This window comes from Pseudoalteromonas neustonica, from assembly GCF_001653135.1.
GTDB lineage: Bacteria > Pseudomonadota > Gammaproteobacteria > Enterobacterales > Alteromonadaceae > Pseudoalteromonas > Pseudoalteromonas neustonica.
The window spans coordinates 1-25,666 of the sequence record NZ_BDDS01000016.1; the positions used below are offsets into that span (position 1 = coordinate 1).

17 protein-coding genes and 1 pseudogene are annotated in these 25,666 nt (G+C 39.6%); 8 read left to right on the forward strand and 10 right to left on the reverse strand.

From position 1 onward, the window contains the following. Positions 1 to 616: 616 nt before the first annotated feature. The 9 genes and pseudogenes from A7967_RS16980 to gltB all read right to left on the reverse strand — a co-directional run bounded on the left by A7967_RS16980 (position 617) and on the right by gltB (position 13,242). Entirely contained in the window at positions 617 to 1,426 is an 810-nt protein-coding gene (locus A7967_RS16980) for an inositol monophosphatase family protein (RefSeq protein ID WP_054205788.1), read from the reverse strand. Beyond that, complete coding sequence (locus A7967_RS16985; protein WP_054205787.1) at positions 1,419 to 2,264, reverse strand: EamA family transporter; 846 nt, start codon at positions 2,262 to 2,264, stop codon at positions 1,419 to 1,421. Before A7967_RS16985 ends, A7967_RS16980 begins: the two co-directional genes overlap by 8 nt. Next, positions 2,264 to 2,830, reverse strand: a complete 567-nt coding sequence (locus tag A7967_RS16990; protein ID WP_054205786.1) for an NUDIX hydrolase — start codon at positions 2,828 to 2,830, stop codon at positions 2,264 to 2,266. Before A7967_RS16990 ends, A7967_RS16985 begins: the two co-directional genes overlap by 1 nt. Positions 2,831 to 2,855: 25 nt before the next feature. Beyond that, complete coding sequence (locus tag A7967_RS16995; protein ID WP_054205785.1) at positions 2,856 to 4,076, reverse strand: aminotransferase class III-fold pyridoxal phosphate-dependent enzyme; 1,221 nt, start codon at positions 4,074 to 4,076, stop codon at positions 2,856 to 2,858. A 13-nt stretch (positions 4,077 to 4,089) separates the two neighbouring features. Next, complete coding sequence (locus tag A7967_RS17000) at positions 4,090 to 5,124, reverse strand: TauD/TfdA family dioxygenase (RefSeq protein ID WP_054205784.1); 1,035 nt, start codon at positions 5,122 to 5,124, stop codon at positions 4,090 to 4,092. A 210-nt stretch (positions 5,125 to 5,334) separates the two neighbouring features. Then, positions 5,335 to 6,231 (reverse strand): LysR family transcriptional regulator, encoded by an 897-nt coding sequence (locus A7967_RS17005; protein ID WP_231659058.1) that lies wholly within the window; start codon positions 6,229 to 6,231, stop codon positions 5,335 to 5,337. A 486-nt stretch (positions 6,232 to 6,717) separates the two neighbouring features. After that, positions 6,718 to 6,867 (reverse strand): annotated as a pseudogene (locus tag A7967_RS22525) (type II toxin-antitoxin system Phd/YefM family antitoxin); the annotation flags it as partial. 492 nt (positions 6,868 to 7,359) lie between these two features. Then, on the reverse strand, positions 7,360 to 8,775 hold the full coding sequence (locus A7967_RS17010) for an FAD-dependent oxidoreductase (RefSeq protein WP_054205782.1): 1,416 nt from the start codon (positions 8,773 to 8,775) through the stop codon (positions 7,360 to 7,362). 9 nt (positions 8,776 to 8,784) lie between these two features. Further along, entirely contained in the window at positions 8,785 to 13,242 is a 4,458-nt protein-coding gene (gene gltB, locus A7967_RS17015; protein WP_054205781.1) for a glutamate synthase large subunit, read from the reverse strand. 847 nt (positions 13,243 to 14,089) lie between these two features. Between gltB and A7967_RS17020 the strand changes: the two genes are divergently transcribed. From A7967_RS17020 to A7967_RS17050, 7 genes are all read left to right on the forward strand, one after another. Then, entirely contained in the window at positions 14,090 to 15,343 is a 1,254-nt protein-coding gene (locus A7967_RS17020) for an efflux RND transporter periplasmic adaptor subunit (protein ID WP_054205780.1), read from the forward strand. Positions 15,344 to 15,400: 57 nt separating this feature from the next. Beyond that, positions 15,401 to 16,111: an ABC transporter ATP-binding protein gene (locus tag A7967_RS17025; protein WP_054205779.1), complete on the forward strand. Its 711-nt coding sequence runs from the start codon at positions 15,401 to 15,403 to the stop codon at positions 16,109 to 16,111. A gap of 3 nt (positions 16,112 to 16,114) precedes the next feature. Beyond that, positions 16,115 to 17,428, forward strand: a complete 1,314-nt coding sequence (locus A7967_RS17030) for an ABC transporter permease (protein ID WP_064435890.1) — start codon at positions 16,115 to 16,117, stop codon at positions 17,426 to 17,428. Between the two features lie 13 nt (positions 17,429 to 17,441). Next, positions 17,442 to 18,647: an ABC transporter permease gene (locus A7967_RS17035; RefSeq protein ID WP_054205777.1), complete on the forward strand. Its 1,206-nt coding sequence runs from the start codon at positions 17,442 to 17,444 to the stop codon at positions 18,645 to 18,647. Positions 18,648 to 18,743: 96 nt separating this feature from the next. Further along, complete coding sequence (locus A7967_RS17040) at positions 18,744 to 20,072, forward strand: sigma-54-dependent transcriptional regulator (protein WP_054205776.1); 1,329 nt, start codon at positions 18,744 to 18,746, stop codon at positions 20,070 to 20,072. Beyond that, positions 20,072 to 21,403: a sensor histidine kinase gene (locus A7967_RS17045; protein WP_054205775.1), complete on the forward strand. Its 1,332-nt coding sequence runs from the start codon at positions 20,072 to 20,074 to the stop codon at positions 21,401 to 21,403. Before A7967_RS17040 ends, A7967_RS17045 begins: the two co-directional genes overlap by 1 nt. Positions 21,404 to 22,129: 726 nt before the next feature. Beyond that, positions 22,130 to 24,142, forward strand: coding sequence for a TonB-dependent receptor domain-containing protein (locus A7967_RS17050; RefSeq protein WP_064435891.1), 2,013 nt, complete (start codon positions 22,130 to 22,132; stop codon positions 24,140 to 24,142). Positions 24,143 to 24,452: 310 nt separating this feature from the next. Here the strand turns inward: A7967_RS17050 and A7967_RS17055 are convergent, their stop codons facing one another. Beyond that, complete coding sequence (locus A7967_RS17055; protein WP_064435892.1) at positions 24,453 to 24,791, reverse strand: Grx4 family monothiol glutaredoxin; 339 nt, start codon at positions 24,789 to 24,791, stop codon at positions 24,453 to 24,455. Between the two features lie 275 nt (positions 24,792 to 25,066). Here A7967_RS17055 and A7967_RS17060 point away from each other — a divergent pair, with 275 nt between their 5' ends. Then, positions 25,067 to 25,648, forward strand: coding sequence for a superoxide dismutase (locus A7967_RS17060; RefSeq protein ID WP_054205772.1), 582 nt, complete (start codon positions 25,067 to 25,069; stop codon positions 25,646 to 25,648). The last annotated feature ends 18 nt before the right edge of the window (positions 25,649 to 25,666 follow it).

The following is a 25,666-nucleotide window of genomic DNA, read 5'->3' on the forward strand; positions in this document are numbered from 1 at the left end:
TTTATATGTTCAAGATTATATCAATCACGTAAAGGTGTAGAGTGTGCTTTATGTAATGATATTCCAGACAAAAGTGATAAAAACACCTAACAAGCGCCTTAGCTCCGACAATGTTAAGTTGTCATGGCTTTGGCAAACAACGCAAAAAGCCATGCCAACACATTGCGTGTTAGGCGGGCGTTGTGGCTGTAGAATTACTCTTTTTTAAGAAAAACAGCCTGTTTTATGGGTTCCAAATGCATTACCTAATGCTTTAAAAACGCTTAGAGTTAATCACAGGAGCTCGTTTTTTAATTGAATTTGGCTGTTAGAGTTATTCTACAGCCTCGTTGTGGCTGTAGAATTACTCTTTTTTAAGAAAAACAGCCAGTTTTGTGGGTCCTAAATGCATTGCCTAGTGCTTTAAAAACGCTTAGAGTTAATTGTAGGAGCTCGTTTTTTAATTGAATTTGGCTGTTAGAGTTATTTTACAGCCTCGTTACTAAACTTTACAAGAATCTGCTCCATATCAACTTGTAGTGCAGTAATCTGTGTACTCCAATGATTATTTATACTTTTGCAGGCTCCAATTATTTATTACATGGAATGACCTGCGGACTTATTATGTCTAAGCTATTTAACGCGCCAATGGCTTTATTTTTTCGACAATCTCCAGAGCTAGTTCTTCTGATGATGCAGATAATAAAGTTTCGCTGAATATTAGGTTATTAGTACAACCGTGTAAATTCATTACCACTGAACCAGACTCTCTTAGACAAATGATTAGTGCTGCACTATCCCAAGGCTTCATTATAGTATCTATCGCCGCATCAACTTGACCTAGAATTACTTGTACATGCTGTATGCAATCACCTGTAAATTTGAATAACTTTGCATCCTTAAATATTCTTTGCAATTCCCATGGGGTAGAGCCATTTTCTAACCAAGTTGAGGTCCCATGTATCCCAGACGCTGAAATAGTTGCATCTTTAATATGATTGACTACAGAGGACTCTGTAGGTACTTTTTCACTTTTATCATATTCTTCAACAAAGCACCCACCTCCTTCGAATGCATAACAGACCTTGTTAATACCTGGTAGGCTAATACAACCTATAACTGGTTCTCCATTTTTAATAAGGCTTATAAGCGAACCATAAACGGGTATACCCATTTTATACCAAGCAGTACCATCAATTGGATCGATCAGCCAATAAGTATCCTCTGATTCAACCCCTTCAGAGCCAAGTTCTTCACCATAAACTGGCGTGTTGGGATCAATTGATTTTAAATTTAGGCTTATAAACTTTTCAACACTAATATCAACTTCACTTACGTATGAGCTATCATTTTTAAGAGAGAATTTAGCATTTTTTTTAGATGCTTCAATCATATTAGATGCATCTTTTGCTATTTTAAGAACTTTAAACATTAGGTCTTCATACATGATTTTTAGCCTTTGTGCTGAATAAATATAAATTATATGAAATTAATACAAATATTAATGCTGAGTACGATATAAATGTATGTCCTTCGATGCTTTGATTATATAAAACTATACCTATTGATATTCCAAGAACAGGTGAGAGTAATTGGTATATTGAAAGTATGTCAAAGCTAACCACCTTAGTTGAACTTACAAACAATAATAGAGGAAGCACAGTAAGTATCCCTAGAATTGACAAGTATAAAATTTCAATTAACTCCCAATCTGAAATAAGCGCAAAATTAACAAATGGAAGTATAATTATTCCGATAGGAAGCATTAAGCTAGTTTCATAGAATAATGCTTTTACAGGCTCTAAGTTATACTTAGAGTGCCAAAGTATGTAGGCCGCAAATGGTGCTGCTATAGCAAACCCTATAATCGGGAAAACGCCTTTGAGATAGCACTCGAATGCAACAATCGCCAAGCATAATAATATACAAATAATTGAACTTCTATGAGCAACGCTACTCAACATATGCCCAACAGTAAGGAGAAGTACTGGTAATATTAAGTATGCAAAACTTGCTTCGATAACATAGCCAGCTTTAACTGCAACCGCATACCCTCCCCAATTAATTGTCAATAAACACGCCGGTACAATACTGAGTTTTAGCTCTAAAAACGAAAATACATTTCTTTTGCTTATTAATAAGAATAATAAGACGACTAGAAAGGTAGAAATCATCTGAACAGACAGTAAAATTAAGGGGGGGTACTTGCCAATAAAATAAAAGTATATCGGCAAAGACCCCCAAATCACGTTAGCAATAATTGCTTTCAAGTGACCTTTGAACATCAGTAGGCGCACTCAATGCAATAAGTTTTATCTACCATTCTGTGTATAGCTTCGTCATCAGTTAAAGCTTTGACTTCCGTTAAGGGAACCCACTTTAAATTTTTTGATTCTTGACTGATTTTTACTTTGGCATCTTCAGGAGCTACGATATAGCAAGTCACATCAAAGTGTGGATGACTTTTAATACCTTTGTATTCTGGAATTTCATGTATATCTAAATCAATTATGAAAGAACCATCCAGTGTCAAACCAACGATACCGCTTTCCTCAATAGCTTCACGCAAACAAGCATTTAAAAAACTACTATCTTCTTCTTCTATATGGCCCCCTAACTGAAACCACTTACCTAATTTAGCATGCTCGGTTAGTAAAACAGATTTCCCGTCATGAGATACAATCCAAGCAGATGCTGTAAAATGGCCAGCTGTATTAGTTAGATATATTGGGTTTTCGTTAGCTCTTAAAAAATTAAGCATTTTCTGCTTATACTGAATTTCAACCGAACCTTCAGAGGAATAATTTGAAAGTATTTCTTCAAGGTCATTTTTAACATTTAATGAGTTCATCGTGTTAATCCAACAAATAATTTAATTAAAGGGTGCTTTTCCAGCTTGATAACGCTGAGTGCAATTTACTTTCTAATAATTCAAAATCAATTGATTCATGAGCCAAGCAAATGAATGAATTATGCCCCTGCAAAACAAATACACCATTTGTTATGAACTCCTTTTTTAAGAGTTCTCTTGACGTGTAATTATTTATCATCGAGTCTGAAAATTTAAGGTCAAATAAAGTATTGTCTAATAGTGGGACAGCTTTTAAGTATTCATTTGTCCCTGAAAGTTGAATAGCTTTGTTAAAAGTATCAACTACCTTTTGGCAAGCGTCTTTAATTCTTACATAGCCGTTCCGCTCTTGCATAATGTTAGCAACTATAATCCCTGCACTTGCCGAAAGAGTTTCCTTTGTATGAGTGCCACCAATTCTTGCTTCACGGTATATCTGCAATTGCTCTGGTTGACCCATTAGGATTGATAAAGGAAGACCGTTTCCTATCGCTTTCCCTAAGACAATATAGTCAGCTTCAAACTTTGATGTATCAATATAGCCACCAGCGCTCCCTCTACCTGCAGTTTTTGTTTCGTCTATTATAATTTTAATCCCATATTTTGAAGCAAGTTTAAGGGCCTTACTAAATGTTTCTAAGGGAATAAATGCTAACTGGTAGACATCAATAGCAAATGCGGCAGCTTGTGAACCGTGTATACTTAAAAGCGATTCTAAGTAATCCAAGTCCCCATCTAACCAATTAAATACTTGCTCTGAATCATCAATACCGCGCATTCCAGTTTTGAACCGTGTTTGTATACGCTTGTCACTACCAGGCCATTCATGCCAACTAGGTGTCTTTGCAAGTTGTGTGTCATGCCATCCCAAAAAACCACACCGGATTATTTTCTTTCGTCCTGTTTCGATCATAGCGCAACGTATAGCTGCAGTGACCGCCTCTGAACCTGTTTTAAAAATTGAGACAACCTTATGTGACTTGTACACACTTTCATATACGCTTGCTAACTGTGTATGTACTTCTGAAAAGCCTGGATAAGAAAGCCCTTTTTTCAACTCTGATGTAATTTTAGAGATAAATTCAGGGTCTGAATGACCCAATATTACTGGTCCCAAACCTAAAACAAAGTCCGTATATTCTTTGTTATTTTGGTCAAATATAGAACTTTCTGAACCGTGACTAAATAATATAGGCTCATTTTTAGCATCAAAGTATCTATCACTTCCGACTAAAGGGGATAACATATTTAATTTCCTTTTATAGAGTAGCTACATGTTGTAAATGTTCTTTTTTAGGTAGTTTTTTCCAGCCATCATGACTAAACCCATACATTCTTATTAACCAACGATCATTTCCATCGTAAAATGAGTCATTTTTCAAATCGTCTCTGCCGTGTAATAATGTTCGGTTGTTTAGAATCAGCACTTGCCCAGGCTCAACAACGAGCCTATCTACGTTATTTGCATCATCTAGATATTCTTTTAAGCGTTTCAATGCATTTTTAGCTCGTATAGTGTCACCTTTGAGTTTTGAATAGCTGAATCGAATGCTCAGACGGTCTCCGTATTGGGAAATTACACTAACTCCCTCTAAGTTATGTTCAACATCGAAACTAGATTGGCTAGTTGTACTAAATTCTGGCCGCATTAAATCTCTTACTACAGAAAATGGTAAGCTTTTCAAAATATCTTCTAAGTACCAAACTCGTGTCGCACATTTAGCTGGGTTTCTAATGCTAGCTAATCCAAAAACATTTGGAGCTATACAATACCCTGCATTGTTCGAGAATATTTCTTCAGGCCATAAACCATTTACAACCTCGGTATGAGGCATCAACTGTTTAGTCGAACGACTTTTATATACTTCATTATTTAGGGCTGGCATAACCATATGAGCTAAACGACCTTTCATTTCGCCTTTATAGCTTGCCACTTTGTGACCAGTTGATGAAATTAGCCCCATGAGGATTGCTGCAGGAATTTTCCACGACTCATTTTCTGGAGGTGTATCATTTATCGGAGTTAATGGCATAAAAGAAGTATCAAAGCAGTTCTTGAATAAAATCCAATCGTAACGCTCATCTTCTTCAAAATTTTCTATTAAAGAAAGGTCTATTTTTTTGTCAATAATTTCATTTCTAATAACTTGTTTAACTAACTCACTAATTACATAAGGCTGAGTTTCTTGATCGTATAAACTCAGCTGTTTTTCTAATTTTTGTTGTAACAAGCTGCAAGATTCAAAATCTATCTCAAGCCCTCTACCGTTAGTATTTTCTTGAATTGGAAACACTATTTAACCTCCTTTTAAACCATACTCTCAAAAAATAAAGCAACTAAATTCACTGCAATTTCTGTATGTTACACAGGTAATTGTGCACAATCTTGCACAACAGATGTTAGGAAAGTGGCGAATGGAGTAAAGTTTAAGCAGGTTGGGTTAATGGATTTAGAAAAGAGTCCTGAGTAAAAATGTTTGAAAATTATAGGATGCCACCCCTATCTATGGTTTTAATAAAGGGGCTAAATCTACTAATGTATCTAAAAAATTCCTAACCCTAGGTGGTGTATTTTCTCTTTTTAGGAATAAAGCTTGTAGCTTAACTTTATGGGTCCAATTAGTTAGACAGGGGATTAATTTACCCTCAGCAATCAAATCAGAGCATGTAAAATCTAAGAGGGTAGTAACTCCCGAGCCGTCTAGTGCAAATGACATGAGCATTTCATCGCTATCGCATATGTGAGAGGCTCCTATGTCTACCAAAAACACATGCCCATTTTCAATAAAGCCCCATTTACTACCAGTTTTACAGTGGCGATAATTTACACACGGTAAATCTCTTAGCTGGTTCGGATGCACAGGATAATCATATTTATCCCAAAATGATTTACTAGCTACAACGTAGGTGTCAAAAGACGTTATAGTGCGACAGATGTAGCTGCTATCTTGTAATTCTCCAAGATGAAGTGCTACATCAACTTTCTCATTTACTAGGTCACAAACATTATTATCTACTAATATTTTTAAAATAACTCCTGGATACTTTTCTTTAAACTTTCTGAGTAGAGTATGAAAGTTTTTATTATCAAGTACAGTGGGAATTTTAATGCATAGACCACCAGCATCATTGTTTGAAAAATTAGATAGGAGTTCATTACTTGACTGAAGTAAATAGTTTAATTCCCGACATTTATCTAATAATTTCTCCCCTTCTTCGCTAAGTGAAAAACTTCTGGTTGTCCTATTAATTAATCTTATCGAATAGATTGATTCAAGCTCATAGATGTGATTAGTTAAAGTACTCCGTGATTGTCGTAAAATACGGGATGCTTTACTAAAGCTACCAAGGTTTGCGACGTGGTAAAATGATTGCATTAAGAGGCTAAGTTTTGGGTTCATTTCAGAATTATTTACGCACATGTTATTATTATCTTTTATGAAAATGTTCGTAACTTAACATAGAATATAAGGTAAGCGTATAGCTAACGACACCTCATAGCTTAGTTCTTAAGGAACATTGATCGCGTAACTTCCTATTTTAAAACGGCAAATTTCACTCTCTTTTTCAATGGATTGACGCTTACAATTTTCCGCTAGTAGCTTTAGTACACGGTGTATCTTGTGGCTGCACCGTGTTTGCTCCATGCATTCTAGAATATCATCCAACCAAAGATAACTGCACTTGCTCGCTCTAAATGTTGAGATCGCACACTTAAACATAGTTGCCGCACTATGGCAGATAAAACGCTTGATAAGTGTTTGCAGTATGCTCAGCCAAACCAATGATTCGGCAATGTGTGGATCTCGTGTGATAAACCCTTTAAGGTTATTCCATGACTTTAGCTCTTTGAAATGGAACTTAGGATGACACCCATCTTAACCCGAATGCACGGTTTCCATTAAGCTGTTGTAATGATCCATTGACATAACGACAGCATCTCTGCGGGTAATGATTGCATAGTCTGCATCATTCACTACATGATCGAGTACAGATTTAAGCCCATTTCTTGCTTCAGTAAAAGACACTATTCTCATAATTAACTCACTTTAAGTTGTACAACTAATAAGACAAGTTTAATTAAAAACTATAACCTGTCCAAGATTGAGTACACGTTATACTTAAGCAACTAACGAGGCTGTAAAATAACTCATTTTTAATTTATTTTTATTGATAGTTCAACAATAGCTGAGTTCCTATTTTTGGTTCAATCGGTTACTTTGATTTTACGTAAAATATAAAAAGAGGGTTTGGTGTTGTTTTAATGGACGTTTTAGAAGGTATTATAGTGGTTTAGTGGCTGATTTAAGACATCGATAATGTAAAAAACTGGTGTTAACTGGTTGGTTTTTTTCGTTGGGTTTCGTGGTACTCAAGCCAACCTACGTTACTTAGTTTAACACCGAGCAAGCTTATGCCTTACAACTTACAACTTACAACTTACAACTTACAACTTACCCGCTATTATCCAATGCATAAAAAAAGCAAGCCAGTAGGCTTGCTTTTTACATTCTTAAACTTTCAAAGCGTTACACTTTCAAGTAGTCCATGATCCCTTCGGCGGCGTTACGCCCTTCAAAGATTGCGGTGACTACTAAGTCTGAGCCGCGCACTATATCACCACCAGCAAAGATTTTTGGGTTGGTTGTTTGATGTGTAAACTCACCTTTTTCTGGTGCGTTAATGCCGCCCCAGTGATTTATCTCTACATCGTATTTTTCTAACCAGTCCATTTTGTGTGGTTTGAAACCAAATGCCATTATTACTTGGTCGGCTTCAATCACATGTTCTGAGCCAGGTACTACTTCTGCGCGGCTGCGGCCTTTTTCATCTGGTTCACCCATTTGGGTTTTTACCATTTGTACGCCTGCTACATGGCCGTTGTCGTTTAGTACTATACCTGTTGGTTGCACGTTAAAGGTAAATTCAACACCCTCTTCTTTGGCGTTTTTCACTTCACGTCTTGAACCTGGCATATTTTCTTCATCACGACGATAAGCACAAATTACTTTTTCTGCGCCTTGACGAATCGAGGTACGAAGACAATCCATCGCTGTATCGCCACCTCCAAGTACCACGACTTTTTGATCTGCCATATCAAGGTATTCTTGATTTGATTCGTCGTAACCCATTACGCGGTTTGTATTGCCAATTAAAAACGGTAGTGCATCATGAACGCCTGGTGCATCTTCATTTTCAAGGCCCGCTCGCATACTTTGATAAGTCCCCACTCCCAAAAATACTGCGTCGTATTCTGCCAATATTTCATCCATCGTGATATCAACACCAACTTCAACATTGAGTTTAAATTCAACACCCATTTCGGTGAAAATTTCACGACGTTTTTGCATAACTTCTTTTTCAAGTTTAAACGATGGAATACCGAACGTTAGCAGACCACCAATTTCTGGATGACGGTCAAATACCACGGGTTTTACACCATTTCTCACCAGAATATCAGCACAACCTAGACCCGCAGGGCCTGCGCCGATGATAGCTACTTTTTTATCTGTCCATACAACGTAGGACATGTCAGGCTTCCAGCCCATTTTAAACGCGGTATCGGTAATATATTTTTCAATATTACCAATCGTTACAGCACCAAATTCTTCGTCAAGCGTACAGGAGCCTTCGCATAAGCGGTCTTGTGGGCATACGCGGCCACACACTTCCGGTAAACTATTTGTACGGTGTGACAGCTCTGCTGCTTCAAGAATGCGACCTGTACGAATTAACTTTAACCACTGTGGGATATAGTTATGTACTGGGCATTTCCATTCACAATATGGGTTACCACAATCAAGACAACGATCGGCCTGAGAGTTTACTTGCTTCTCTGAAAAGGGTTCGTAAATTTCAACAAATGACTTTTTACGTGATGAAATTGGCTTCTTGCGGGGATCAACCCGCTGCACGTCTATAAATTGATATACATTTTCGCTCATACTACCCCCTTACTGTGCTTGAACACGAAGTTCAGCACTACTGCGAGCGCGATGCCCGAGTAAACTTTTCACATCACTTGATTTCGGTTTAACAAGTTTGAATTTTGGTAAATACGCTTCAAAACTGGCTAAAATGTTTTCTGCACGGCTTGAACCGGTTAGCTCCAAATGCTCAGCAATTAGACCTCGTAAGTGTTCTTGATGTGACGCAAGCTCATCTAATAGCACGACTTCAACAAGCTCTGGATTGATGCGTTTTTCAAAATCATTACGCTCATCCAATATATAGGCAAAACCACCGGTCATACCTGCACCAAAGTTAACGCCTACATTACCTAGTACACAAACAACGCCACCGGTCATGTATTCACAGCCATTATCACCCACGCCTTCAACAACCGCTTGCACACCTGAGTTACGAACAGCAAAGCGCTCACCTGCACAACCTGCTGCAAATAATTTGCCGCCTGTTGCACCATATAAACAGGTATTACCCGCGATAGTCGCTTCATGGCTTTTAAACGAAGACCCTAGCGGTGGGCGAATAACGAGCTTACCGCCCGCCATGCCTTTACCAACGTAATCGTTGGCATCGCCTACTAGCGTCATTTCTAGACCACCGGCATTCCAAACACCAAACGATTGACCCGCTGTACCATGTAATTCAATTGATACAGGATCTGCTGCCATCCCTTGGTTACCATGCTTATCGGCAATATAACCCGATAACATCGCGCCCACTGAACGGTCAGTGTTACAAATACGACTGACTAATGAAATACCACTGCTGGTATCAATTGCTTGTTGCGCTTTTGCTAATAGCGTTTCATTTAACTTACCTAAGTAATGAGACGTATTAGGCGCGCTACAATAAAGCGTTTCACCGGTTGGGTTATTAGGCTGTGCAATCACTGACGATAGGTCAATTTTTTGCTGTTTCGCCGTTTTACCTTCAATCGCTTCAAGCAAATCAAGACGGCCAATGAGGTCTGTTAATTTAACAACCCCTAGGCTTGCCATAATTTCACGCGCTTCTTGAGCAATAAACTTAAAGTAGTTCATCGCCATTTCAGGTAAGCCGTGGTAATGCTTTTGACGTAGCGTTTCGTCTTGCGTTGCAACACCGGTCGCGCAGTTATTCAGGTGGCAAATACGTAGATATTTACAGCCTAATGCAACCATAGGCCCCGTACCAAAACCAAAGCTCTCAGCACCTAAAATAGCGGCTTTGATGATATCTAACCCGGTTTTTAAACCACCATCTGTTTGTAAGCGAATACGATGACGTAAGCCATTTTCAACCAGCGCTTGTTGTGTTTCAGCCAGACCAAGTTCCCATGGGCTACCTGCATATTTAACCGAGGTAAGCGGGCTTGCACCGGTACCGCCGTCGTAGCCTGAAATAGTGATTAAATCAGCATACGCTTTTGCTACACCGGTTGCGATAGTGCCAACACCTGGCTCTGAAACCAGTTTCACTGAAATTAACGCTTTTGGATTAACTTGCTTTAAATCGAAAATCAGCTGGGCTAAATCTTCAATCGAATAAATATCGTGATGCGGCGGTGGTGAAATCAAGGTTACACCCGGCACCGAGTAACGAAGCTTTGCAATATACGGGGTTACTTTTTCACCCGGTAATTGACCACCCTCGCCTGGCTTTGCACCTTGCGCTACTTTGATTTGGATAACGTCAGCACTGCGTAAGTAATGCGGTGTTACACCAAAACGCCCTGACGCAACTTGTTTAATACGTGAGTTTTTCTCCGTACCGTAACGAAGCTTATCTTCGCCGCCTTCACCTGAATTTGAACACCCGCCTAAACGGTTCATTGCAATTGCAAGTGCTTCATGCGCTTCTGGTGATAATGCACCAATACTCATTGCAGCAGAGTCAAAACGCTTATATAGCTCAGTTGCAGGCTCAACCTCATCAATATTAATGCCTTCAGCTGGCAGTTTAAGCGATAACATGTCACGTAATGTAGCAATTGGGCGTTTATTCACTAAATCAGCGTACACGCTGTAATCAGTGTATTCACCTGAGCGCACTGCTTTTTGCAGCGTTTGAATTACATCAGGGTTGTACGCGTGGTACTCACCACCGTGAACATATTTTAATAAGCCCCCATGGCTTAATAATTTACGTTTGCTCATTGCTAAAGTATGCAGTTTGCGTTGGTCATCATCAAAGTCAGTAAAGCAGGCACCTTTAATACGACTTGCTACACCGTGGAAACACGTCTCAACAATACTGTCTGATAAGCCTACTGCTTCAAATAACATTGAACAACGATACGATGCCACGGTACTAATACCCATTTTTGACATGATCTTGTACAGGCCTTTGTTGATCGCATTACGATACGCCAAAGTAACCTGACAATAGCTTTTATTAATCACTTTATTATCGCTCATCGCAACCAGTGATTCATACGCTAAGTATGGGTAAATAGCCGTTGCACCAAAACCAAGTAATACCGCAAACTGATGTGCGTCGCGCACACTGCCGGTTTCAATAATGATGTTTGATTCACAACGTAAATTGTTATCAACAAGACGCTTTTGCACCGCACCAACCGCCATAGCCGCAGGAATTGGTAATTGATTCTCATCAAAATTACGGTCACTTAAAAACAACATGACACAGCCAGCAGCCGCTTTTTCTTGTGCTTCATCACAAATACGAACTACCGCATCGCCCAGATTTTCATCTTTGTTGTAGGTAATGTCTATTTTGCAATAACTGTAGTGCGCTTGATCGGCGCTGAGTAATTGTTGCATGTCTGCATACATCAAAATAGGTGTATCAAACTGCAATCGCTTAGCGTGACCTGTGGTCTCATTAAATACGTTTTGCTCACTACCGATGCACGTTGCCAACGACATTACGTGATTTTCACGCAGTGGATCAATTGGCGGATTTGTAACTTGTGCAAACTTCTGGCGGAAGTAATCAAATAAAGAACGGTTACCTTCAGAGAGCACTGCAAATGGCGTGTCGTCCCCCATAGAACCCGTTGCTTCTTGACCAATTTCACCCATCACGCGAATAACGCTATCAAGCTCTTCATTGGTGTAGCCAAACATTTTTTGATATTTGGCCAAGGTTTCGTCATCAAATGAACGATTTCCTGCATCTTGTTCTGATAATTGCTCAAACGGGGTTAAACGCTTAACGTTTTCTTCAAGCCAAGCTTTGTATGGATGGCGAGATTTTAAATCCTGATCAATTTCATCAGAATGCCAAATTTTCCCCTGCTGAGTATCTATTACAAGTAACTCACCTGGACCGACTCGGCCTTTCTCAACCACTTCATCGGCGGTGTAATCCCAAATACCCACTTCAGAGGCAAGTGTGATAAAACCATCTTGGGTGATCACATAACGCGCAGGGCGCAGACCATTACGATCCAAGTTACACGCAGCAAAACGACCATCAGACATTACAATACCCGCGGGGCCATCCCATGGTTCCATGTGCATTGAGTTAAAGTCATAAAATGCCCGTAAGTCATCATCCATTGCACGGTTTTTTTGCCATGCCGGTGGCACAAGCATACGCATAGCACGGAACAAATCCATGCCGCCCGCTAAAAACAGCTCAAGCATGTTATCTAAGCTTGATGAATCTGAACCCGTTTCGTTTACAAACGGTGCTGCTGATTGTAAATCTGGGATCAGTGGCGATGAGAACTTATATGAACGTGCACGTGCCCATTGGCGGTTACCTTGAATGGTATTAATTTCACCATTGTGCGCTAAATAGCGAAATGGCTGTGCTAATGGCCAACGTGGCTGTGTATTTGTTGAAAAACGTTGGTGAAAAACACAAATCGCACTAGTCATGCGAATATCAGCCAAGTCTAAATAAAAGTTAGGTAAATCTACCGGCATCATTAGGCCTTTGTAGATAGTCACTAAGCCTGACAAGCTGGCAATATAAAAACCGTCGTCTTCGCTTAAACGCTTTTCAGCACGACGACGCGCAACATACAAACGGCGCTCTAAATCTTTAGGACGCCAACCTTCTGGTGCACTTACAAAGATTTGCTCAAACTTTGGTAATTGCTTGATTGCAATGGGCCCTAAGCATGACTCATCAGTTGGTACTACACGCCAACCTTGAATATTGAGGGTTTCTTTTTCGAGTTCTTCACTCAATATATCTTTAGCAGCTTGCGCAAGTACTGGATCTGAATTTAGGAAAATCATACCTACAGCATAATTTTTACCCAGGTGCCAATTTTTTTCAGCGGCAATAGCGCGGAAGAAACTGTCTGGTTTTTGTAATAATAAACCACAGCCATCGCCTGTTTTACCGTCGGCAGATATACCACCACGGTGTTCCATACGGTCTAAACCCGTGATCGCTGTACGAATTAAGCGATGACTTGCCTGACCATTAACTTGGGCTATTAAGCCAAAGCCACAATTATCTTTTTCTAATTTTGAGTCGTATAACATAGACCCCTCCCCTTGCTACAACAGCTAGCTATGAATGACCTTCTCGACGGTTTGCTAGCAGACAGTCAAAACTATCGCCAATTGTACATTGAGTCAATAGTGTTTTGAATACATATTCACATTCTTGAATATTTCTCACCACAACACAATCTTTTTATTTCACGCCTTTTTTTAACATTTAGCGATATTTTGGTCATTATTTTTTTATGACACTGGTGTCATAATTAATAAGTTGTAAAATCACAAAATAAAAACAGTACAGTTTACGTAAACGTAAACCGCACAAAAAGTGAATAAATATTCACTAACCCATTCATCGATATATTTTCTTTAGCCTAAATAGTTGCCATTTAATTTGCACACTTGAGCAGCGTTACTCTTACCTGTAGAGCGCTGGCTCTAATCTAGACGCAAATTGTTATTTATAAAAGGCAGCTAACTAATGCATAAAAATAATAAAATGTAGCTTTACTGCATAATTAATACTGATTGACCCTGCAAGTTTAAGAACTTAACCGCGCCCCTCTTTACCTCAACGCAAAGCATGCATGTCCGCAGCGGACACTTTAACTGTCCGCGGACAGTTAAAAAATACAAAATAAAAATAATAAACAATAAAATCAAACACCTAAATGTTGGCATGCTTTTCGGATAATAAACTTATGATAGTTAATGGACAGCACCATGTTTATTTTAAGCATTTTTTTAGTTTCGCCAGTTACCATGATTTTAGTTGCATACATGATCACTGTTTTTGAAAAATCACATGCCTAGCCATTCACTCGTGGCTTTGCCTTTAAAGCAAGCAACCCAATTTAGTTATGCTGATTTTAAGTAAGGGATAAAAATGATCAAAGATACCAGCGCACAAGATGTAAGCGTAAAACCTACAACTAACTATAAGAAGCCGTTGATCATTGTTTTGACTCTGCTGTTATTTATTGTTTTGTGTAGCCAAGTTTTTATTGCACAGACCTCTGCAAGCGTGTCTGTAGAACTTAAACGCGTAAATACAGCAACTGTGATTATTGATACGTTAATAAGAGACGTAGCCGCAAGTGGCAAAATAGTTGCTGCAAATGCGCCTCAGGTATACAGCCCTGAACGTGGTTTTGTAGATTTAAAAGTTAAAGCTGGTGATAAAGTACAACTAGGTGATGTTATAGCCACATTAGAAAGCCCTGAATTAACTAACGAATTAAAACAACAACAATCTGTTTTGCAACGTTTACATGGAGAGCAACAACGCAAGCACTTAGAAGCCCGTCGTCAAACACTCAGCCTAAGTAAAACACTCGATATGGCTCAAGTTGAGCTCAATGCAGCGGATAGAGAAAATCGTCGCGCCCAACTTTCAATTGAAAAAAACCTTATCAGTCAAATTGATTTAGAAAAAGCGGTTGATGAGTTAGCGCGTGCAAAATTAACATTTAAACATGCACAACAAGAAGCTTTACTTGCTAAAGACACCCTTGCCTTTGAGCTACAAGCAGCACAAAGTGATGTTAACCGCCAACAGCTAGTCGTTGATGATTTAACGCGTAAAGTTAATAACTTATCTATTCAAGCATCGGTTACCGGTATTGTCGGGAATTTATTAGTGCAAGAGAAATCAGCCGTTATACAAAGCCAGGCACTGATGACTTTAGTTGATTTAAGTAATTTTGAAGCTCAACTACAAGTACCTGAAAGTTACGCCAACGAGCTGGGTTTAGGGATGCAAGTTGAATTAAAGCTCGGCGCTAGAACTGTAATGGGTGTACTTTCTGCGATCTCCCCTGAAGTTAATAATCGCGAAGTCACCACCCGTGTCCGTTTTGATGAGCCACTTGATAACATCCGTCAAAATCAACGCCTCACGGCACGTATTATATTAGATAACCGTGACGATGTGTTGATGATTAAACGCGGTGCATTTATGCAACAAGGTGGCACTGTGGCTTACAAAGTAACCGGAGATACTGCTACCAGAATTCCTATCAGCATTGGTGCCACCAGCATTAACGCCGTTGAAATTTTACAAGGTGTAGCGCCAGGTGATGAGTTAATCATTTCCAGCTACAGCGAATTTAAGCAAGCCGACACTATATTATTACGCTAAAGACTAACAACCTAAACGATAACAACCAAATTAAGTGATATAAACAGGATCCCAACCATGTTAAAAATGAACAATATTAGTAAGATGTACCAAACTGAAATGGTACAAACCCACGCACTAAGAGATTTTAACTTAAACGTTAATGAAGGCGAGTTTATTGCCGTTACAGGCCCAAGCGGTTCAGGTAAAACCACCTTTTTAAATATTGCCGGTATGTTAGAACCCTTTAGCGACGGTGAATATTTTTTAGATGATATTAATGTAGGCAAGCTTAATGACAACCAACGCGCTGACTTACGCAATCAAAAAATTGGTTTTATCTTTCAAGGATTCAACCTTATCCCTGATTTGAATCTCTATGAAAATATTGAAGTACCGCTACGTTATCGTGGCATTAAAGCCAACGAGCGAAAACGCCGTATTGAACAATGCTTAGAACAAGTCGGTTTGGCCTCACGGGCAAAACATTTACCACAACAATTATCGGGTGGTCAGCAGCAGCGCGTAGCGATTGCCCGCGCACTTGCAGGTGAACCGCGCTTTTTATTGGCCGATGAACCAACTGGTAACCTCGATAGCCTTATGGCACGTCAAGTTATGGAGTTACTTGAACAAATTAATCGCGATGGCGCCACCATTATTATGGTGACTCACGACCCTGAACTTGCCCGCAGAGCACCGCGTAATATTCAAGTAGTCGATGGTCAACTTGCCGACTTTACCTTGTACCAAGGTGCGCAAAATCTTAAAAATGTGGCTGGAGTGTAACTTATGCTATTACATTATCTTGATTTAAGTTGGCGTAGCTTTAAGCGCACGCCATTAGTCAGCTTTTTAATGGTACTGGCAATTGCAATCGGTATTGGTATCACCATGACCAGCTTGAGTGTTTACCACATGATGTCGGCGGATCCTATTCCTGAAAAAAGCAGTCAATTATACAACGTGCAATTACAAACCATGGATGAAGGCCGTACCTGGTGGAAATACGACAACATGCCTTTACAGCTTACCTATCAGGATGCGGTAAACCTACTAAATGCCCCTGTAGAAACAAACAAAGTGGCTATGGTACGTTCAGGATTTTCAGTGCACCTTAATTCAGATACGTTAAAGCCATTTATTGGCGGTGCTCGTTTAACAACGCCTGATTTCTTTAACATGTTCAATGTACCATTCATCTATGGTGGAGTATGGACACAACAGCAAGAGCAAACTGCTGCGCCTGTGGTTGTACTGAGTGAAAAAATCAATGATAAGTTATTTGCAGGTGAAAACTCCGTCGGAAAAATGATCTATCTTGACGATCTAAGTTACGAAGTTATTGGGGTGATCGCTGACTGGCAATTAACAACCAAATACTATGATTTAAATAACGGTGCTTTTAACGATACTGAAGAGCTATTTATGCCTTTTAGCTTGCTTGAAGCGAATGAGTTCAATAATTGGGGTAATACTAACGGCTGGAAACATGAGGTTACTCATACCTTTAAAGATAAACTGCAATCAGAGAGGTTTTGGATTCAGTTTTGGGTGCAATTGCCCGATGAAAAAGTAAAAAATAAATACCAAGACTACTTACTTGCCTATATGCAAGACCAACAAAAAAATGGTCGTTTTAATCGAAAAGAGCTTCAATACACATTGCGTGACGTAAAACAATGGATGGCCTACAACGATGTTGTAAGTGAAGACAATAAAATTTTAGTGGCACTAAGCTTTATGTTTTTAGCTGTGTGCTTAGCAAATATACTCGGACTCTTATTAGCTAAATTTTTGCGTCGCGCGCCTGAAGTGGGTGTTCGCCGTGCACTTGGAGCCAGCAAACGCCAAATATTTTTACAACACTTAGTCGAAGTTGCAATGCTGGGCTGTTTTGGTGGGCTGCTTGGTATCGTGCTCGCACAAATAGGTTTATTAGGCGTACGTCAAAGCTATGATTATTATTCATCATTAGCAACAATGGATTTAACGATGCTTATAAGCGCACCACTTATTGCTATCACCACCTGTATTCTTGCTGGGCTTTACCCTGCTTGGCTGGTGTGTCGCACTAATCCTGCTATTTACTTAAAAAGCCAATAAAGGAGCTATCACTATGTTAGAGATCAAACCTATATTTCATGCACTGTGTCGCTCCAAAGTGGGCGCTATGTTACTACTGATCCAAATAGCAATTACAACAGCGATTGTCAGTAATGCCGCTTTTATTATTCAAGATAAAATAAGCTTTTTGAGCCAGGAAACAGGTTACCCTGAGCAAGATATTTTCTTATTTAATGTTATGACGTTTGGTAAAGACGTAAATGTTACGCAACAGTTTGAATTAGATGAAGCCATGATCAGGCAATTACCTGGTGTGGTAGGTGCAGCAATGAGTAGCAGTGCCCCATTAACTGGTAGTGGTAGTGCGTCTGACTTTAGCCTAAAACCCGCGCCACAAGAAAGCCTATCAGTCAGAACCGGGTACTTTTTTATTGATGAGCACGGTGTTAACACTTATGGCGTAAAACTAATAGCAGGTAGAAATTTTACCGAAGAGGAAGTTGTCGTTACTGACAACTTTGAAAAACAAGCGAATGTAACAATTGTGTCTCAAGCCTTACTAACGGAGCTATTTCCTGGTGAAAACGGGCTTGGTAAAACGGTTTATTTTGGTGATATTCCCTTAAAAATTGTGGGTGTAGTTGAAAAAATGATGGGACCATGGCTAAAAGACAGCCGCCCAGATAACCTAGCATTCATTCCTTTTATTAATGCCACTAGTTCAGCAAATTTTGTAGTACGAACTGAGCCGGGACAACGTGCGTCCGTTATTAAGCAAATTGAAGAAGCGATGCTCAATAATTACAATAAACGCGTTATTTCACGTATCCGAGGGCTTGATGAAAGCAAGGCAGAATATGTTGCCCAAGATAAACTCATGATGCGAATGTTGATTGTGCTGATCACTATTTTAGTGTTGGTAACTGCACTGGGGATTTTTGGCTTAACCTTATTTAACATCAGTAAACGCACCAAGCAAATTGGTACTCGTCGTGCGCTTGGGGCTAGAAAGTCTGCAATAATTAACTACTTTTTAGTTGAGAATGCGATGATTTGCTGCGTGGGCTTAGTGCTTGGGGTTATAGTAGCGCTATTGCTCGGGCAAATATTGATGCAGTATTTCTCTATTGCAGCGCTACCGCCTAGCTATATCATCATTACTGCCATGGGAGTGTTTTGTATGAGCTTATTAGCCGTATTTGGTCCCGCCAAACGAGCGGCAAATATTTCACCAAGCATAGCAACTCGCACTATTTAATAGTAATCAATAAGCTGTGCTACACTGTAAAATAGTGTAGCACTCAAATAAAACTACCCCTGAATTCGGATAATAACAGCGATTAAAAACAATAATATGGAAAAAATACTCATTGTAGATGACAACCCTGCAATTTTAGATGCGTTGTCATTATTATTAGAAATTCATGACTACCAAGTCGTCACCGCCGATACCCCTTTTGCAGCGCTGCAAGTTGTTAACTATCAACGCATAGACTTAGTTATTCAAGATATGAACTTCTCCGCCGACACAACCTCAGGTGAAGAAGGTAAAGATCTCTTTTATCAACTAAGAGCACAAAATCCGCACTTACCTATTATTTTAATTACCGCATGGACTGAACTTGCAACCGCTATTGAGTTAGTTAAAGCAGGTGCGGCGGATTATTTACCAAAACCCTGGGATGACAGCAAGCTTCTTACCTGCATTAGTAATTTAATTGAACTTGGGAAAACTAAACAAGTTAATGCCACCTTCACTCGCCACCAGCAAGAGCGACAAGCACCACTAGAAAACGCAAATCTTGCGGGCTTAGTGTTTGCAAGTACCGCAATGGAAAGTACCGTAACTATGGCGCTGCAAGTTGCAAAGTCTGATGTATCCGTACTGATCAGCGGCCCTAATGGCAGTGGTAAAGAATGCATCGCAGCCATTATTCAGCTCAATTCTCCCTTAGCAGCTAAACCGTTCATTAAAGTCAACGCCGGTGCCCTGCCAACCGAGCTAATAGAAGCTGAATTGTTTGGAGCTGAATCAGGTGCATTTACGGGGATCACAAAACAACGTATTGGTCGCTTTGAAGCTGCTGATGGCGGCACCTTATTTTTAGACGAAATAGGTAATTTACCGCTTTCAGGGCAAATGAAGCTACTTAGGGTATTACAAACTGGTGAATTTGAACGTTTAGGCTCCACACAAACACGAAAAGTTGATGTGCGTGTTATTTCAGCCACCAATGAAAATTTACCGAATGCGATTCAAGCCGGTCGCTTTCGTGAAGATTTGTATTATCGGCTGAATGTGATTGAGTTAGCGTTACCGGCGTTATCGCAACGACAAGACGATATAATGCCTTTGCTTAATCACTTTTTGCCAGAGCGTGAACTCACCTTACAAGCAGAGCAAGCATTAATAAAGCACACTTGGCCTGGTAACGTACGAGAACTTGAAAATGCCTGCAAACGTGTTGCGGTACTCAAACCAACTGGATTATTAGATATTAGCGACTTTGCTTTAACGCAAACAAATTCAAACATAACCACACCTAGTATAGAGCCAAGTAAAGCAGATATTGAATCAGCCATGCGCGAACATCAAGGTGTCATAGCCAAAGTGGCACGTCAATTTGGCTTAAGCCGCCAAGCGCTGTATCGTCGTTTGCAAAAAATGGATATTGACTATTAATGGCGTTCCCTCTTAATTCATTACCGTTGGCACATAAGATTAGCCTATATTGTGCTTTATCAAGCGCACTGCCCGTTTTACTCATTGGATGGCTATGTAAATTAAGTTTGCCTTGGCTTATTAGTAGTGCTGTAGGCAGTGCTATTTTAGCAATACTGCTGATAAGGCAATTGAGTTGTAACCTTGTAAAAGGCATGCAATCGCTCGAAACTGGTTTACTCAATTTTAAAGATGGTGAACTTTCAAGTTTACTCGCTTATAACCAGCGCGATGAGCTTGGCCAGTTGTGCCAATTGTATAACCAAACAGCTAAACAACTACGACAAGAAAAACAATGGGTTTATCAACGCGAACTTATGCTTGATAAAGTCCTGCAAAGCTCCCCGCAAGCTCTATTACTTATAAACGATAATGATACTGTTGTGTTTAGCAACCTAAGTAGTCGCGCACTTTTTAATTGTGCAAACGCACTTGAAGGTATGAAATTAACTGAACTACTTAAGTTAGCGCCAAAACAATTAGCCACAGCATTAGCGCAAGGTTTTGATGGTTTATTTAGTATCGAAAAAGACGCCCAAGAAGCGCAAACATGGCATTTAGCAACAGGCGAATTTTTGCTGAACAATCAGCGCCATCACTTGTATATTTTTAAACAACTCACCCGAGAGCTTAGCCGACAAGAAGTTGCGGTCTGGAAAAAAGTGATCCGTATTATTAGCCATGAACTAAATAATTCATTAGGTCCAATGTCATCAATGTTACACAGTGCCCAACTGCTCGCAAATAAAGTAGATGAGCCTCGCTTAAGCCGGGTTTTTGCAACCATAGATGAGCGGATCGCGCATTTAACTGCATTTGTACAAGGTTATGGTAAATTTGCCAAGTTACCGCAACCTCAACGCAGCCCTATTGAATGGCCGACACTACTTACTTCACTGCAAACTCAATGGCAATTTCACTATCAAATTACACCGTCACAATACACAACCCATGCAGATCAAACACAAGTAGAGCAGTTACTTATTAATTTACTAAAAAATGCGCATGAGTCAGGCGCTGATCCACAGCATATCAATGTAAACATTAGCCATGATCAACACGCAACTTTAATTGCTGTCAGCGATAATGGCAAAGGCATGAGTGAGCAAGTAATGGCGAATGCACTTATTCCATTTTATTCAACTAAAACAAGCGGTAGCGGTTTAGGCCTGGCACTATGTCGTGAAATTGCAGAAGCCCATCGTGGTCATATTAGTTTGCATAATCATAAACAAGGAGGATTAAGCGTACATGTTGTATTGCCTCACCAATCCAAAACACAAAAACAATGAAACTGTAGGGGATCGCCATGCGTGTTAGCGCCTTTTACCCGTTGCGGGGGTTGTCCTTCGCGTTATATGCTCAAACGAGCCAAGAGGTGATCGTCGTTGAAATTAAACACTTTTTAAACCTATAAACTATAGGGTGATTTGGGTATAGATGTCGCAAGGGCGTGTTGACCTTTGTGGATTGAAATTTGTTCAATCTAGGGGCGATTTAATCGCGGCGCGAGGTTTGTAATCGAGTGGGCTAAGTAAAAATCGAGCAAAGCTTCCGCGTCCTGCTCACGCCCCTTACCTACATCCGTGTAGGTAACAAAGAGTTAATCGCCCCTAGAAAGAACCCTTTGGGCAGCGCATGTTTGGCATTTATACTGCGTTATCGCCTATTTATGGGGAACAACCACACACCATAGGCGCTGCCTTGCCTAAATACCAAATAGACTGCTGCAAAATCAATCACGAAAGGTCAACACGTCCTAGCTAAACTATCGCCTTTCATCATATTGCCACAGACGTCGTAACTAAGACTCGCCAACCGCCACTGCGGTAAACTCGTTTTACTTCTATCTCACCTTAAAAATGTTTACAAGCAAAAGGCAATACGCGCCCCTTTTGTTTAATTATTAACTATTTAACTTAAAAATAGGTGATTGCAACGCATTTTCATATGAAGTTGATATGTTATATAGTATCAACTTTAATCGCTTTTTATAAAAAATGTTAAGGATAATAAAATTGCTTTCCAAGTTACGCGTTGTTGCGCCACTTTTTTTAAGTATAACATGTTGCTTTTCTTCATTAACTTATGCAGAAAAAAGAGAGCGGTATGATCCTTCTTTCTTTACGGTTTATTCGGTACAAACAGCCTTTGATATGGTTAATAGGCTCCCTGGTTTTAAAGTTGATCTAGGTAAAAGTGTCAGGGGTTTTTCAGGCGGCGCTGGGAACATTCTCATTGACGGCGCTAGATTATCTGCAAAATCCGGTGGCTTAAAAGAAGCATTACTACGGATCCCAGCGCAGCAAGTTGCCTATATTGAAATTAACCGTTCAGCATCTGGTGTGGGTGATGCGTCAGGTAAAGCAATGGTTGCAAATATTGTTAGAGTACCGCAATTACAAGCAGGACAATATAGCATTACATTATCAAAAGCAGGACAGGATGTACTCTTCCCCGAGGCGCAAATCAGTTATGTCACGCAATTAGGGCAGTGGCAGAGTAACTTTAAAGGGGATATTAAGTTTAAAGATATTCCTAGTCAGTCAGAGTATGAGCTAACCTCACAGGCAGGTCGTCACGTAAATAATGCAACAGAAGTTAAAAAAGAAAGTTTAAATGAAATTTTTATCTCTGGTGACGCATCTAGACAACAGCAAGATGAACAACAACAGTTTACATTTAGGGTTGGTAAAAGTCAGTATCGACCTCAGTTACAGCGTACCACAACAACATTAAACAGTATCGAGGTACTGCATAATGACCGCGACAGTGTGTATCACACAGCTGAAGCTGGATTTAATTGGTCGCTCCCTGTTGCTAATTGGCGGCTTAAACACCTTGGAATTGTTAATTTCACCCATTGGACTGTCGACAGGCAAACAGAAGCATTTATCGACACAATGCCCCGTTATGAAAATTATGACTTTCAACGTAATAAATGGGAATCTATTTACCGTGGCACAGCACAGAAAAAACACACAAAAAGCAGTCAAGAGCTAGGCGTTGAACTGACCTATAACTATGCCAACAACAACACACGCTACCTTAAAACACAAAATAATGTGCAGCAAGTTGTGCAATTACCTGCCGCCAATGTAGAAATAAAAGAGCAAAGGGCTGAAGTTTTTTATAATCATGCCTGGCAGTTAGACAGCACAACAGGCTTTAACGCAGGAATAGCCTTAGAGCATTCAAGTATTGAAGTAAAGGGAGATGCCAGTAATCAAGATGATTACCTGTTTATTAAACCAAGTTTAGCCTATTCACATCAACTTACACCTAAATGGCAGGGGCAAGTACAGTTTAACCGAGTGGTAAATCAACTGTCGTTTAAATTATTTGCTGCGCAAAGTAATGCTGAAGCAAATAGGCAGCAAGCGGGTAACCCCGCATTAAAACCAGATAGTTACTACCGCTTAAGTGTGGATTCTAACTACCAATTGAGTGACAAAAATGTAATTAAAATGACGCTATTCGGACAATGGCATCAAGACGGTTTAGAGTATCAAATTTTACCTTCAGGAGCCGAAGGGATCGCCAATGGAGGTAATGCCCGAGTTATGGGGATCAATCTCGATGTTTCTTTAGGTTTAGATTTTGTGCTCCCCAATGGCGTAATGGATATTGAGTTTACAACACAAAAAAGCTCCTATTCAGATCCGATAACATTAACGGATAGAGCGATTAATCAACAGCAGCGGCCAACATTAAAAGCGCAGATCCGCCAAGACATCATAGCGCATGACTTTTCTTGGGGCGTAAACTACATAGGGAAAAATACACGAAAAAACTATTATGTGTCTGAATACGTTGAACTAAAAGAACAAGACGATTTTGATGCTTTTATAGAATATAAAGGGTTTGGCTCAAGTGTAATTACTTTTACAGTATCTCAGTTGAACCGTGCTCAATCAATGCAGTATAGGCACTTTTATAGCCCTAATCGTTCTGGGGTTTTGAGTCAGTCAGAACTGCGTGATAAGCGCCATGAACAGGTGGTAAGTTTGAACTATGCGACCACTTTTTAAAGCCTAAATTAATACTCAATGGTTTTAGATTAATTGTCGCCACCGCTCACTACTTCACGCGCATTGAGGCTATTGAACGAGTTGGCACAGTGATACCAATCGGCTTAAATATTTAACCATTCTAACGGGCTAAATAAAGCGATAACTGCGTTTATCTTTCGCTATAAATTCTCATTAACTTAACACGATTGGTATGAGAGAATCGTTATTTACATACGAACGCGCTTTTTCCAATTTTATAAATAAAAATGCCAGTCAGTATTAGCTGACTGGCATTTCATATAAAGTGGTTTTTCTATTTCAGCAATGCTTATTCAGCATCAGCTTCTTTATATTTTTCTGCTGTTTCAGTGATCAGTGGCTGTAACTCACCACGTTGAAACATTTCAATAATGATGTCACATCCACCTATTAATTCGCCATCAATCCACAATTGTGGAAATGTTGGCCAATTAGCATATGCTGGTAATTCAGCACGAATATCAGGATTAAGTAAAATATCAACATAAGCAAACGGTTCACCGCATGACATCAATGCTTGAGATGCTTGTGAAGAAAAACCACAATTTGGTAATTTAGGCGATCCTTTCATATAAAGGATAATTGGATTTTCAGAAATCTGCTGTTTAATTTTATCTATGGTTTCCATCTACAACCTCAAAAATGACGATAGCTGAACATATCAAGGCTTGAAAATTTTTCATTAAGCCTCATATATGTATCTTAAAGTGGGCAAATAAAGCCGCAATCGAAATAGTCTTGCATTTGCATTGCTGTTTGGCATTGCTGTTTGCTAAAACTTGAGTAAAATACTCAACAATTATAGTAACACTATAATTCTGTTTGGTATAGATAAGTGGTCTGTTCGAGCAGGCATTACGTATTACCAAACGGACTATCAACCAAAAGAAGATGGAGATAAAAATGTCATTTGAACTACCGTCACTACCATATGCAATTGATGCACTTGAGCCACACATTTCAAAAGAAACGTTAGAGTTTCACCACGGCAAGCACCACAACACATACGTTGTTAAACTTAACGGTTTAGTTGGTGGTACTGAATTCGAAAATAAAACACTTGAAGAAGTAGTATGTTCTTCAGATGGTGGTGTATTTAACAATGCAGCACAAATCTGGAATCACACTTTTTACTGGAACAGCCTATCTCCAAATGGCGGTGGCGAAGCAACGGGCGCGGTTGCAGATGCTATCAATGCTAAATGGGGCTCTTTTGAAGCATTCCAAACAGCTTTTAATGACAAAGCTGTAAACAACTTTGGTTCAAGCTGGACATGGTTAGTAAAATTAGCTGATGGTTCTTTAGACATCGTTAATACATCTAACGCAGCAACTCCACTAACTCAAGACGGTGTTACACCGCTTCTTACTGTGGATCTGTGGGAACATGCTTATTACATCGATTTCCGTAACGTTCGTCCAGATTACTTAAAAGCATTCTGGTCGCTTGTTAACTGGGAATTCGCGAACGCTAACTTCGCATAATTAGCAGCTCATTTTGAG

Excerpts from the sequence above, each read along its gene's own strand:
- gltB (WP_054205781.1), bottom strand. The coding sequence starts at position 13,242 with ATGTTATACGACTCAAAATTAGAAAAAGATAATTGTGGCTTTGGCTTA.
- A7967_RS17010 (WP_054205782.1), bottom strand. The coding sequence starts at position 8,775 with ATGAGCGAAAATGTATATCAATTTATAGACGTGCAGCGGGTTGATCCC.
- A7967_RS16985 (WP_054205787.1), bottom strand. The coding sequence starts at position 2,264 with ATGTTCAAAGGTCACTTGAAAGCAATTATTGCTAACGTGATTTGGGGG.
- A7967_RS17055 (WP_064435892.1), bottom strand. The coding sequence starts at position 24,791 with ATGGAAACCATAGATAAAATTAAACAGCAGATTTCTGAAAATCCAATT.
- A7967_RS17035 (WP_054205777.1), top strand. The coding sequence starts at position 17,442 with ATGTTAGAGATCAAACCTATATTTCATGCACTGTGTCGCTCCAAAGTG.
- A7967_RS17060 (WP_054205772.1), top strand. The coding sequence starts at position 25,067 with ATGTCATTTGAACTACCGTCACTACCATATGCAATTGATGCACTTGAG.
- A7967_RS17030 (WP_064435890.1), top strand. The coding sequence starts at position 16,115 with ATGCTATTACATTATCTTGATTTAAGTTGGCGTAGCTTTAAGCGCACG.
- A7967_RS17005 (WP_231659058.1), bottom strand. The coding sequence starts at position 6,231 with ATGAACCCAAAACTTAGCCTCTTAATGCAATCATTTTACCACGTCGCA.
- A7967_RS16990 (WP_054205786.1), bottom strand. The coding sequence starts at position 2,830 with ATGAACTCATTAAATGTTAAAAATGACCTTGAAGAAATACTTTCAAAT.
- A7967_RS17040 (WP_054205776.1), top strand. The coding sequence starts at position 18,744 with ATGGAAAAAATACTCATTGTAGATGACAACCCTGCAATTTTAGATGCG.
- A7967_RS16995 (WP_054205785.1), bottom strand. The coding sequence starts at position 4,076 with ATGTTATCCCCTTTAGTCGGAAGTGATAGATACTTTGATGCTAAAAAT.
- A7967_RS16980 (WP_054205788.1), bottom strand. The coding sequence starts at position 1,426 with ATGTATGAAGACCTAATGTTTAAAGTTCTTAAAATAGCAAAAGATGCA.
- A7967_RS17045 (WP_054205775.1), top strand. The coding sequence starts at position 20,072 with ATGGCGTTCCCTCTTAATTCATTACCGTTGGCACATAAGATTAGCCTA.
- A7967_RS17025 (WP_054205779.1), top strand. The coding sequence starts at position 15,401 with ATGTTAAAAATGAACAATATTAGTAAGATGTACCAAACTGAAATGGTA.
- A7967_RS17020 (WP_054205780.1), top strand. The coding sequence starts at position 14,090 with ATGATCAAAGATACCAGCGCACAAGATGTAAGCGTAAAACCTACAACT.